At 39.8% G+C, this 12,923-nt stretch carries 9 protein-coding genes; all 9 read right to left on the minus strand.

The window, feature by feature from the left end:
- Window positions 1–143 precede the first annotated feature (143 nt).
- Window positions 144–1,136, minus strand: coding sequence for a glycoside hydrolase family 43 protein (locus DQQ01_RS15405; RefSeq protein WP_111920717.1), 993 nt, complete (start codon window positions 1,134–1,136; stop codon window positions 144–146).
- A gap of 149 nt (window positions 1,137–1,285) precedes the next feature.
- Complete coding sequence (locus DQQ01_RS15410) at window positions 1,286–2,650, minus strand: MATE family efflux transporter (protein WP_111920718.1); 1,365 nt, start codon at window positions 2,648–2,650, stop codon at window positions 1,286–1,288.
- Between the two features lie 74 nt (window positions 2,651–2,724).
- Entirely contained in the window at window positions 2,725–4,149 is a 1,425-nt protein-coding gene (locus DQQ01_RS15415; protein WP_111920719.1) for a sulfatase-like hydrolase/transferase, read from the minus strand.
- Between the two features lie 61 nt (window positions 4,150–4,210).
- On the minus strand, window positions 4,211–5,197 hold the full coding sequence (locus DQQ01_RS15420) for a LacI family DNA-binding transcriptional regulator (protein WP_111920720.1): 987 nt from the start codon (window positions 5,195–5,197) through the stop codon (window positions 4,211–4,213).
- A gap of 29 nt (window positions 5,198–5,226) precedes the next feature.
- Window positions 5,227–6,735, minus strand: coding sequence for an arabinosylfuranosidase ArfA (gene arfA / locus DQQ01_RS15425; protein WP_111920721.1), 1,509 nt, complete (start codon window positions 6,733–6,735; stop codon window positions 5,227–5,229).
- 9 nt (window positions 6,736–6,744) lie between these two features.
- Window positions 6,745–7,587, minus strand: a complete 843-nt coding sequence (locus DQQ01_RS15430) for a carbohydrate ABC transporter permease (protein WP_111920722.1) — start codon at window positions 7,585–7,587, stop codon at window positions 6,745–6,747.
- Between the two features lie 16 nt (window positions 7,588–7,603).
- Window positions 7,604–8,500, minus strand: a complete 897-nt coding sequence (locus DQQ01_RS15435; RefSeq protein ID WP_111920723.1) for a carbohydrate ABC transporter permease — start codon at window positions 8,498–8,500, stop codon at window positions 7,604–7,606.
- A gap of 81 nt (window positions 8,501–8,581) precedes the next feature.
- A complete protein-coding gene (locus DQQ01_RS15440; RefSeq protein WP_111920724.1) occupies window positions 8,582–9,880 on the minus strand; it encodes an ABC transporter substrate-binding protein in 1,299 nt (432 codons plus the stop codon).
- Window positions 9,881–10,437: 557 nt separating this feature from the next.
- Window positions 10,438–12,900 carry a glycogen/starch/alpha-glucan phosphorylase gene (locus DQQ01_RS15450; RefSeq protein WP_111920726.1) on the minus strand — a complete coding sequence of 821 codons (2,463 nt, stop codon included), beginning with the start codon at window positions 12,898–12,900 and terminating at the stop codon, window positions 10,438–10,440.
- Window positions 12,901–12,923: the final 23 nt, after the last annotated feature.

The following is a 12,923-nucleotide window of genomic DNA, read 5'->3' on the forward strand; positions in this document are numbered from 1 at the left end:
TATCTAAACAATACTATACAGGAATTTCAAATGTCCTGCAATACTGGATTTAGCAGCCTTATTCCTTGCATATCTTCTGAAAACGCTCCCTTTCTTAATCTCTGTACTTACATTTTAATGAACTTTCAAGTTGTTTTTCGCTTTTATAAAATACAGTCTGTTTTCGATGTATCACCATACTCAAAAACAGGAAATCCGTCTTCATTATATTGCACTTGCATAATCATAGCATGACGATTAGGGTCATACAGAGAATCCCCTTCTATTTCATCATACTGTCGCGCATGATAAACACACAGGTCTGTCATATCGTCTTCTGCCTTTACAAAAGAATTGTGTCCCGGACCATAAATACCCTTTTCCTCATCGGTTGCCAAAACAGGAACCTTAACCTTTGTCCACACATGGGGATCCAACAAATCTTCTTCTTCATCTGCATACAGCATTCCCATACAATAACAGCTTCCCGTTGCGCTGGCAGAAAAAGTCAGATAGATTCTGCCTTCATGCTTCAATATTGCCGGTCCTTCATTCACCCAAAAACCTTCCCGTTCCCACGCATAATCCGGTGTTGTCAGCAGTACCTGAACCGTTGCCAGCTTATTTGGGGCTTCTAATCTGGCAATATACAGATTGGAAATCTGCTTTCCTACTCCTGTCTTCTCTGCCCATATCCAGTAATATTCACCTTTATTTTCAAACACTGTTGCGTCCAGAGAAAATGCATGAAAAGAAAACTCGTCATCATCTGCAGCCTGCATCATCCCCAGTTCTTCCCATTCATCTTCCAAAGGATTCTGTCCTTTGCAATGTAAAACATAAGGACGAATTTTCCATATGTCCGCAGCGTCTCCGGCAGCATAATAGATATACCATTCCCCGTAAAGATAGTGAAGTTCCGGCGCCCAGATATGAATACTCTGCTCTCCTTCTTCATGCTTTCTCCAAAGAACATGCTCTTCTGCCTGCTTCAGACCTTTTATGGTCTTAGCACCCCGCAGAACAATCCGGTCATACTCTGGCACAGATGCCGTAAAGTAATAGGTTCCGTCTGTGTGCTTATACATATACGGGTCTGCGCGCTGCAAAATAAACGGTTTGTTGTAGTCAGTGACTCGAAAATTGTGTTGATTCATAACTCTGACCTCCTGCATCAGATTTCTTTTTTATAGTTTCAGTCTACAACAGATTGTTCTTTTTCGCAATATTTATTTTAGATTTTATTAAAATATTATATATTTATTTGAAATCAAAAAAACAGCAAGACACCTGATTTCTCTATCTTTTACACGTTTTCCCTGCTAATCCTCTGAAAGAGTCGCTTTAACACCAGCACTGCCGCTACGGCCAATACCACTTCTGCTGTAAGCTGTGCATAAGCAAGCCCGTAAAGCGGAAACAGGAAATTCAAAATATAAAGCGCCGGAATCTCCAGCACAATTTTTCTCATAATCGCAAAAAGCAGAGCCTCTCTTCCCATTCCCACAGCCTGGAACACGCCGACTGCCAGAAAATCCATGCACAAAAACGGCAATCCCAGACAGAATCCACGAAGGAATCTCGTTCCATATGCCACAATAGTTCCATTATCCATAAAAAGCTGTGTCAACTGCGCCGCTCCCACAAAATATCCTGCTGCTACGACTGTAATAAATCCCAAGCTGGCTTTTGCCGAAAATGTCAAAGCTCCTTTCATACGCTTGTGATTTCTACTGGAATAATTGTAACTGATAAGCGGCATAATGCCCTGGGAAAGTCCCATAGCAATATTCATAGGAACCATATTGATTTTCTGTGTAATTCCCATGGCTGCCACTGCATCTGCCCCAAAAGAAGAGGTAAAATTATTCAACAGCGTCATACCTGTAACATTTAAGAGATTCTGAATAGATGCCGGAACTCCTACACTGCAGATACCCCAGACAATCCGTTTCTCAAAAGTAAATTTCCGGGGATTCACACACACAAAGGTATTTCCTCTCTTTTTGAATAAAAGCAGAAAAAAATACAGGCAGGCAACACAGTTGGATAAAAAGGTTGCAAACCCTGCGCCTTCTGCCCCCATATCAAGTCCCCAGGGCAAGATAAAGATGGGATCCAGCAAAATATTAAGAAAGCACCCACTCATAGTTCCCAGGCTGGCATGAAGCGCAGAGCCTTCAGCCCGCACCATGTACGCCAGAACCACATTCAGAATTGCCGGAACTGCCCCAAACACCACTGTCCATTTCATGTAGCCCACTGTAGCGCCCATGGTGTTTGCATCTGCACCCAAAAGCTTCAAAAGGGGATTCTGAAAAATCCCACACAGCAAAGCAAAAACCGCACCACTCAAGAGTGCACAATAGAAACCAAAGGCAGAGCTCTTATATACTGTATCATAATCCTTTTTCCCCAGTGCACGGCTCATCATACTGGAACTTCCTACACCGAAAAGATTGTTTACTGCATTAAATGCCAGCAGCACCGGCGCAGCTAAGGTTACTGCTGCATTTTCTATGGCATTATTACACATACCTACAAAATAAGTATCTGCCAGATTATAAATAACCATAACCAAAGAACTTAGAATTGTGGGAACTGCCAGCTTTGCAACTGCTCTTGGTATGGGCGTCTGTTCAAACAAATTTACTTTATCCTCGTTTTGCATATTTTCCTCCTTCTATATTAATATAATTTTATTGTAACATAGAAGGAGAAGAGTTGTCTGCTGAATTTTGTTTTCTACCTCTTTTCCATTTTTCCTCTCATTTTAGACAGAATCTCTTTATATATCTTTTCTTCTGCCAGATTCTGCATCTCATACGGATCTTCCTCTAAATCGTAAAGTTCCTCTACATCATCTTTATTCCACACATACTTATATTTACCGCTTCTGACAGCTTTTGCTTCCCAAGGCGCCAGATGTCCGAAAGTTTCCGATATAACACTATCTCTCCATGGTATTTTTTGTCCATGATACAATTCTAAGATACTTCTTCCCTCTATCTGTTCCATTTTCCCATGTGCTATTGCCGCCAAAGTAGGTGCCAGATCCGCATTGCTTATCAATGCGCTGCTGACTTCACCCTTTGGCAAAACTCCTGGATAGGACATTACAAAAGGAATTCTCAGTACTTCTTCCGGCATATAAAAAGCCTTATCAAAATGTCCCCCATGACAGCCCAAAGCATCTCCGTGATCTGCCAACCATATAATCACTGTATTTTCATCTAAATGTAAGTCTTTCAGCTTTTCTATAATTCTTCCTGCCGCCTCATCTACCATAGTATTCTGTGCGTAACATCTCGAAAAAAGTAACCGCCACTTTTCTTCCGGCAAAGCATTTGGTATTTTCAATCTTTTATTCTCACTGGTATCTCTTCCTGTATCAAAAAAATAAGACTCCGGCTTTCCTTCTAGCGTGTCATGAAAGCTGGGATATTCTCCCATATTCTCCAACGGATACATCTCTGTATATTCCTTAGCCGGGTGATATGGCTGATGCGGTCCCCAGAAATCCACACGCATCATAAACGGCATATCTTCTTTATGCGTTTTCTGAATTTCTTCTAATTGCCTGCACGCCATCTCGGATACATAAAAAGCCTCGTGGGATTCTTTGGGTGCTTCTAACACTCCTGATAAAGCTTCATTTAAAAGAGGACGGGTGAAACGGTAAATATCCCCTTCCTCAACGTCATCAATCCAGCCCTTTTCACACATATTTACTTCCACTTTCATAGCTGCCGGCGGCAATTCTTTCTCCTTTATATAATCCTGATATTCCTTCTGGTGATACGGGTTTGAATAATCCGGATAGGATATCCCTTTACACCCCAAATCTGCCGGTGTACCCTTTCCCGCATGCCATTTTCCAAAATAATACGTTTCATATCCCTGCTCTTTTAAAATACCCAGATATGTTTCGGTCTGCTCATATCCTGTTTCAAAAGAATTATCCCTCTGTCCATGAGCATGGGGATAAAGCCCTGTCATCATTGTTTTTCTGGAAGGCATACATAAAGGTGTACTGCAATATGTATTCTCAAAAGACACTCCTTCCTGCTTTAATTGTTCTAAATACGGTCTTTTTATTTGCTTATGCCCGTAAAAAGCCACATGATCTTCTACAATCATAAGAATATTAGGTTTTAAATCTCTGTCCATCTTCTATCCCTCATAGCATTTTCACATAAAAAACTCCTACCGGTCTTCAGATTCCATTGTTCTATAAGGTTTCTCCATCTATAATGTGATAATTTTCAAAATAATTCATGGAAACAGACTCTCCCTGCATCTGTCGGATAAGAAGCTTCACTGCTGTTCTGGATACTTCTTCTACCGAATTATAAATAGTAGATAAACGAGGAGTAATATAATTCAAAAACTCAATATCGTCAAATCCCATAATCCCGTAATCTCTTGGAGTTTTCATTCCTATTTTCTTTAACTCTTTCATAATTTCCAGTGCAAAAATATCCCCTGAACAGAAAAATGCTGTCTTCTTGCCACTGTCTTTCACTATTTTTTTTGCTTCTTCGATATAGTCATAATTTGACAAGATTTGACTGCTTATTTTTGTATTTGCTGCAATTACATCGCAAAAACCTGCAAGTCTTTCTCTATGGGTGAAAATATTTCCTTCGTCTATCCCCCCTAATGGAGGACACACAAAAATAACTTCCTCATATCCGGTTTTTATTATTTTTTCCACCGCTTCCTTTGCAGCTTCTTTTTCCTGAATACCAACAAAAGGCAGTGTATCCGAAACCTTATTCCCTATTATAACCAGAGGAATCCCCAAATTTTTCAGAAAATGAGCAAATTCTTCTCCTTCATTTACCGGAGATAAAATCAACCCGTCCATGTGATAATCTGCCAATTTTCTGATTAATTCTATTTCCTTTGTCTTATTTTTATCGTGCAATGTAATATTAACAGAATACCCCTGTTTCTGTGCTTCTGTTTCTATCGCACTGAGCATTTGGGCAAAATACTGATTCTTCACATCAAATACAACAACCCCAATATACATGGTTCTGCCTTTTACAAGTCCTCTTGCCAGCAAATCAGGTCTGTATCCAAGTTCTTTTGCTGTTTTTAAAATTCTTTCTTTTGTTTCTTCACTGATTCTTCCCTGATTATTTAAGGCCCTAAGCACAGTTGTTCTTGAAACCTGACAGATTTTTGCAATATCATTTGTTGTGATGCTCATTTTTTGCCTCCGCTTTTCTTTTTACAGAATTATTCTGTTCTAATCCGAACCATATTCCAGGACAGTTTTGGAAATATTCCTTTTACAGATGATCCTTTTATTTCCATATCCTTCCTGTCTTGTGGTTTTATTTTACCATGACTTTCCCTGTTTGTCGCCTCCGGCTCTTCAGAAATCATTACTTTATGTTCGATTATATCTACAGGCTTATACCCCTGAATTTCTACGCAAACTTCCATATCCTGATTTTCACTTCTGTTTACCGCAAAAACAACTAATTCTTTTTCCTCTGCATTTTCCACAACTACGGAATCCAAAAATGAAATCTGCTTTGTTCCTTTTTGATATACAGGAGCATTTATACGAACATCCATAACCTCCCCTTTTCCATAATTTGCCATATGAGCAAATGGATAATAATTAGGCTGAAGCCAGAGTCCCCCGCCTTTTTCTGTCATAATCATAGCGCTGATATTAGCAAGAAGGGACTGACATGCAATTTTTACTCTGTCTGCATTTTTTAAAAGCGTCATTAACATTTCTGCGAAAAGCAGCGAATCCTGAAAGCTATATATCATTTCACTGATAGGCGCCGCATTTTTCCATGGATTTCCTTCACATTCCTTCACTGTCTCCTCTGAATGATGCGTCCATACGCCCCATTCATCAAAACTGATATAAAGTTCCTTTTCACTTCTTTTTTTTGCTTTGATGTAGTCACACACAGATACAACTGTTTTTATATACTGGTTCATTTCATCTGCCTGAGCCAGAAATTCTATCATATTCTTTTCATGTCCGTCAAAATACTGATGCAGCGAAATGTAATCTACAAATTCATATGTTTCCTCCAATGTGGCAGCTTCCCATTCCGGATAAGTATCCATAGTATTTAAGGAGCTTCCGCAGGACACCAGTTCAACAGACGGGTCAAGCACCTTCATAGCTTTTGCGGTTTCTCTTGCCAGTTTTCCATAATCCTTTGCATCTTTATGTCCTAACTGCCACATTCCATCCATCTCATTTCCCAGACACCATGTTTTCACATGATATGGCTCTGCATGCCCGTTGTCTTTTCGCATATCACTATAGGTTGTCCCTTCCTGAAAATTACAGTATTCCAGATAGTGAACAGCATCTTCAATTCCTCTGGTTCCCAGATTCACAGCCAGTACAGGCTCTGTGCCTGCCTTTTTGCACCATTTCATAAATTCATCTGTACCAAACTCATTGGTTTCTATTGCTTTCCATGCAAGCTCTGGGCGTCTGGGACGAAGCTTTTTATCTCCAATTCCATCTTCCCAGTGGTAGCAGGATACAAAGTTTCCTCCAGGATAACGAATACTGGTAATTCCCGCATCTTTCACAGCCTGTAGCACATCGGTCCGAAACCCGTCTTCATCTGCACAGGGATTTTCAGGTTCGTAAACACCTGAATAAACAACTCTTCCCATATGTTCCACAAAGCTTCCATATATTCTTTTATCAATTTTTCCTTTTCTGTAAACCTTATTTACAATAATCTTTCCCTGTTTCATAATATCCTCCTAGTCTTTCATTCCGCTTGTCGCCACACTTGCAATAAAATATTTCTGGAAGAAAATATAAATAATCAACAATGGCAATACGGATAATAACGCTCCTGCAAGCTGGGGTCCGTAATAGGTGGTCGCATGCTCTCCTACGAATAAAGCAAGACCTGCCGATAGAGTTCTCATCCTGGTACTGCTGGTCATCATAAGCGGATACAGCAAATCATTCCAGTTCTGCATAAGATGAAAAATAGCCAGTGTCAAAGTACCCGGAAGCACAAGAGGGAACATAATCTTCCAGAAGATTCCAAATTCACTCATACCATCTACACGGGCCGCTTCTTCCAAATCCTTTGGCAAAGCCGCAAAATAAGAACGCATCATAAAAATTCCAAATGCTGACGTTGCTTTTGGAAGAATCAGACCAGCATAGGTATCTAAAAGTCCCAGGAAATTAGATTCCAAAAACAATGGAATCATCATAACCTGAAAAGGCACCATCATGGTAATCAGAACCAGCACAAACAAAATATTTTTCCCTTTAAAATTCAAACGTGCAAAAGCATATCCTGTCATAGAATCAAACAAAACAGCCAGAATGGTGGCACCACCTGCAAAAATCACAGTATTTTTTATATAGTCTGCCATAGGAATGGTATCAAAAATTCTCTGGAAAGATTTCAATGTATATTCTGTACCAAAAACAGACGGCGGGAATCCTATAATCTCTTTCTCTACTTTAAATGCTCCTACTACAAGCCAGATAAGAGGGAAAAGAACAATCAGGATAATCAGAAGCATAAGAACAGTTTTTAAAATTTTTAACGGAACTTCTCTTGTCTTTATCTTATTTCTCATTTTCAATCTTTTCCTCCTAATCCTGCTTCATAAACATATTTTTATACATGGGCATGGATATAATTAAAATCAATATCAACAGCAATACCGATAATGCACACGCATATCCCAGCTCATAAGGCTCATTAAATCCATTTTTATAAATATACTGTACCAGAGTTTCTGTCTTGTACTGAGGACCTCCCTGTGTCGTAACATATACCTGGTCAAACACCTGCAAAGAACCTATGGTATTCGTAATCAGGCAAAACCCCAACGTCTGCTTTAACAGGGGAATTGTAATACTGAAAAATTGCCTTACTTTTCCTGCACCGTCCATAGCAGCAGCTTCATAATAACTGGAAGAAATCCCCTGTATTCCTACTACCAGAATAGACATGGTATATCCAAAGTTTTTCCACACGGTCATAGCAATAACTGTGGGCATAGCCATATGCGGATCTCTGAAAAACATAGCGCCGTGAATTCCCACCTTCTCTAATAAATACGGAATAAACCCAATGTTTCCATCTAATAAAATAGACCAGATAATTCCGACAGCCGCCATGGAACATACCACTGGCAGAAAGAAAATAGAACGGGCTGCTTTGTTAAACCATGTTGTCTTTGTCAGTGCATTTGCCACCAGAAGTCCGATGATAATTTGCAGAGGTACTTCAAATGCCACGAACACCACTGTATTCATTAATGCATTCCAAAATCTTTCATCTGCAAATGCCTCTATAAAATTCTGAAGGCCGGCAAAATGCGTATCTGTAAAAAATATATTCATATCAAACAGACTGATAATTAATGATGCTGCCAGTGGAATAAGGGCAAAAACAAATAATACACACAACGATGGCAGCAGAAAAATATAAGCTGCTTTGTCCGGTCTGTTCCAATATCTTTTAATTCTCTTAATCCTTTCCATAAAATTCACCTTTCTGTTTCATGCTGTCCCAAAACGGAAGAGGGCTGCCAAACTTATTCAGCACCGCCCTCTCTATCCCATCTATTCTTCATTCAATATTTCATTGATTTTTTCATCTGCTTTTTCCAGTTCGCTTTGCGGGTCGTTTCCGGCAATTACATTTTCAATCACAGGAAACAGCACATCATTATTCACCTGACTGGCTTCCTTAATCCCTGGTGCAAAGGAAAATCCAAAATCTGAAATGGAAGATAATGCACTTACAATCTCATCACTCTGAATGTCTTTATCCTCAGACAATGAGTTTAAGTACGGAGGATATCCATTTCTCAATGACCATTCCTTACTGATTTCATCTGTATTCCAATATGCAATAAAATCATACGCAGCTTCTTTTTCTTCCTCACTGCAGGTAGAGGTAACGCCAAATCCCTGAACTTCAATTACTCCTGCTGCCTGTGTATCACCTTTTGGCATTCCTGTTACGCCAAAATTAATTTCCGCTTCCTTCAAACCGCTGACAAGCCATGGACCGCCGCAGTAAATTCCCATCTGACCTGCAAGCATCAGATTATCTGTGTCTGCCCCTGTCGAACCAATAGGTGTATCCCCATTTTTTGCTAAATCCTGTATGTATTGCAGCGTTTTCAAATTTTCCGGTGAATTTACAACAGAAGATTTTCCATCTTCTGAAAATACATCTCCCCCATTAGATTTAAACATTGCATTAAAATAGCATGGCGCCCCGCTGACAGGGAAACCAACTCCATAAATCTTTTTTGACGAATCTGTAATTTTCCCTGCAAATTCCGCTACCTCTTCCCATGTAGTCGGCGGTGTTTCCGGATCAAGGCCAGCTTTTTCAAACAAATCTTTATTCCAGTACAGGAAGGTAGAATGTACCTGCATAGGAATCATCATCTGTTTCCCATCATACTGCAAAGCAGAAAGTGAAGATTCAGAAAAGTTTTCTTTATCCGTACCTGTAACTTCAAAGAAGTCGTCTATTGGACTGACAATATCATTTTCTGCATAAGTCGAAGTGAAAAAATTACCTTTTACTACTAACGCCGGTGCTGTTTTTGAAGCAATTGCTGCCGGAAGTTTTTCTTCCATACTATCCGCGGGCATAATATCCATTTCTATGGTAACACCTTTATCGTTTTCTTTATTGTATTTTTCTACAATTTCCCTAAGCACATCACCATCTGTTCCGGTAAAGGAATTCCAGAATTGAATCGTAACTCCCTCTCCATCTTTTGCGGTACTGCTTTCCTCTCCTTTATCTGCAACAGGAGATGAGGTGTTACATGCGCTTAATACAGATGCTGCTGTGAGGCAACTTATAATTGACAATGCTACAAGACTTTTTTTCTTCATTTTGCTCTCCTCAAATCATAAACATTGAATTCAGGACAATTCGCAATAGCGCGCTCCCCCGGAGGGTTTCGATTTACAAAAAATAAAATTTAATATAAACCAAGAAAGAAATCTTTACTTTTCCATTATTTTCCTATAAAATAATGTTTGTAAGAATGTCCTGACAGATTATTCCTTGTTTTGCGGCAACGATAATCTGGCGGGATATTTTTTCACCTCTCTTTCCCTCTCTTCTTTCTTATCCCTTAAACCAAGTTCCTTTGTCCTTTGGGTTTTTAGTTCATTTTTATTGCGTACACGTGTACTCTTTTATCTGTATTATAGTGTTTATATGTTTTTATGTCAATACAATTTTATTCTCTTCACATTTTCTGTCGCTTCATCTAATTTTCCATTATAATTTTTGTGCATTTTGCCGACTCCTTTTTCTAAATTAAGACATCTGCATATGAAATTCATAAATCGCACATGCCACAACATCAGCAGGCAAATAAAGCGAATATTCACCTGGACATACAAAAACCCCAGAGGTTTCAACCTCCAGGGTTTTCTATTCTTTATTTTCCAATAACAACCTTATCCAGCTTCCAGATTTCATCTACATACTGCTGAATCGTTCTGTCAGAAGTAAACTTACCGGAGCAAGCAGTGTTCAGAAGCGCCATTTTCGCCCATCTTGCTTCATCTCTATATGCCTCTTCCACTTTTTCCTGTGCTGCTGCATAGGATTTGAAATCAGCCAGAATAAAGTAAGTATCTGCTCTGTCACTGCTGTTTGTATTCAACAGAGAATCGTAAATTTCACGGAACATATTGAAATCTCCGCCTGAATAAGTGCCGTTGATCAACTGCATCAGCACGTTTCTGATGTCCGGGTCATTATTGAAATACTGCATGGGGTCATAGCCGCCGTTGTTTTCATAGTTAATGACTTCGTCAGAAGAAAGCCCAAAGATAAATGCGTTTTCTGCACCTACTTCTTCTACGATTTCCACATTCGCACCGTCCATGGTTCCCAGTGTAGGCGCGCCGTTTAACATGAACTTCATGTTTCCGGTTCCTGATGCCTCTTTACTTGCTGTAGAAATCTGCTCGGATACGTCTGCTGCTGCAAAAATCATTTCCGCATTGGATACACGGTAGTTTTCAATAAACACCACTTTCAGCTTTCCGTCAATGGACTTATCATTGTTAATCACATCTGCCACTGCATTTATCAGCTTAATGGTCTGTTTTGCACGTCTGTAGCCTGCTGCTGCTTTTGCACCAAAGATAAAGGTTCTCGGATAGAACGGCATTTCCGGGTGTTCCTTAATCTTATTATACAGATACATCACATGCAAAATATTCATAAGCTGGCGTTTGTATTCGTGAAGTCGTTTTACCTGAACATCAAAAATAGAATTTGGATTTACCTCAATTCCATTATGCTCCAGAATATATTTTGCCAGACGAACTTTATTCTGATGCTTGATATTCATAAATTCCTGCTGTGCCTTCTTATCATCTGCATAAACCTTTAATTTAGACAGCTCCGGCAGATTTGTAATCCAGCCGTCGCCAATATGGTCTGTAATCCAGTTTGCCAGAAGCGGATTTCCGTGAAGCAGGAAACGTCTTTGTGTAATACCGTTTGTCTTATTGTTGAATTTCTCCGGATACATTTCATAGAAATCCTTTAATTCCTGTTTTTTCAGAATTTCTGTGTGAAGCTGCGCTACACCGTTTACAGAATAACCGCCTGCAATGGCAAGGTGCGCCATTTTCACCTGACCGTCATAAATGATTGCCATTTTACGAATTTTTTCCTGGTCGCCCGGATATTTGGACTGGATTTCCAGAAGGAATCTGCGGTTAATTTCCTCAATAATCTGGTATACACGGGGAAGCAGTTTGGAAAACAGCTCAATGGGCCATTTTTCCAGAGCTTCTGCCATAATAGTATGGTTAGTGTATGCACAGGTGTGAGTGGTAATATCCCACGCCTCTTCCCATGTCATATTTTCTTCGTCCACCAGAATACGCATCAGCTCTGCAACTGTCATAGTCGGATGTGTATCATTTAACTGGAAAGTTACCTTTTTCGGTAAATCATGCAGGTCACTGTGAGATTTTTTAAATTTCTCAATAGCTGCCTGAATACTTGCAGAAATAAAGAAATACTGCTGTTTTAAACGGAGTTCCTTTCCTGCATAATGGTTATCGTTTGGATACAGAACCTCTACAATGTTTTTCGCCAGGTTTTCCTGTTCTACTGCCTTGTGGTATTCACCCTTATCAAACAAATCCAACTGGAAGTCATTGATTGCTTCCGCGTCCCAGATACGAAGGGTATTTACAATCTGATTGTTGTAGCCCACAATCGGCATATCGTAAGGAATGGCTCTTACAGACTGATAGCCCTCCTGGATAAAGTGGTTTCTGCCTGTAGCTGCATCGTATTCCACTCTGACATAACCGCCGAATTTTACTTCTTTTGCATATTCCGGACGACGCAGTTCAAATGGATAGCCGTTCTTTAACCAGTTATCCGGCACTTCTACCTGATAACCGTTTTCGATTTTCTGTTTGAACAGACCATAGTGGTAACGAATACCGCAGCCATACGCACAATATCCCAATGTTGCCAGAGAATCCAAAAAGCAGGCTGCCAGTCTTCCAAGACCTCCGTTTCCAAGAGCCGGATCCGGCTCCTGGTCTTCAATTACATTTAAGTCAAATCCCAGCTCGTCCAGAGCTTCTTTTACTTCATTATATGCACACAGGTTAATCAGGTTATTTCCCAGTGCGCGTCCCATCAGGAATTCCATGGACAGGTAATAAACAATTTTCGGGTCATCTTTTTCATACTGTTTCTGTGTCAAAAGCCAGTTGTCAATAATTACGTCTTTTACAGCAAGAGATACCGCCTGAAAAACCTGTTCCTGAGTTGCCTCATCAATGGTCTTTCTGTAAAGCATTTTTACATTTTCTTTAACGCTTTCCTTAAATTCCTCTTTCTTGAAATGATTATCCAACATCTCCCTTTTCCTCCTACCGAAAG

Source organism: Blautia argi (assembly GCF_003287895.1).
Taxonomy (GTDB): domain Bacteria; phylum Bacillota; class Clostridia; order Lachnospirales; family Lachnospiraceae; genus Blautia; species Blautia argi.

Coding starts and splice junctions, on each gene's coding strand:
- DQQ01_RS15405 (WP_111920717.1), bottom strand. CDS start 1,136: ATGAATCAACACAATTTTCGAGTCACTGACTACAACAAACCGTTTATT.
- DQQ01_RS15410 (WP_111920718.1), bottom strand. CDS start 2,650: ATGCAAAACGAGGATAAAGTAAATTTGTTTGAACAGACGCCCATACCA.
- DQQ01_RS15415 (WP_111920719.1), bottom strand. CDS start 4,149: ATGGACAGAGATTTAAAACCTAATATTCTTATGATTGTAGAAGATCAT.
- DQQ01_RS15420 (WP_111920720.1), bottom strand. CDS start 5,197: ATGAGCATCACAACAAATGATATTGCAAAAATCTGTCAGGTTTCAAGA.
- arfA (WP_111920721.1), bottom strand. CDS start 6,735: ATGAAACAGGGAAAGATTATTGTAAATAAGGTTTACAGAAAAGGAAAA.
- DQQ01_RS15430 (WP_111920722.1), bottom strand. CDS start 7,587: ATGAGAAATAAGATAAAGACAAGAGAAGTTCCGTTAAAAATTTTAAAA.
- DQQ01_RS15435 (WP_111920723.1), bottom strand. CDS start 8,500: ATGGAAAGGATTAAGAGAATTAAAAGATATTGGAACAGACCGGACAAA.
- DQQ01_RS15440 (WP_111920724.1), bottom strand. CDS start 9,880: ATGAAGAAAAAAAGTCTTGTAGCATTGTCAATTATAAGTTGCCTCACA.
- DQQ01_RS15450 (WP_111920726.1), bottom strand. CDS start 12,900: ATGTTGGATAATCATTTCAAGAAAGAGGAATTTAAGGAAAGCGTTAAA.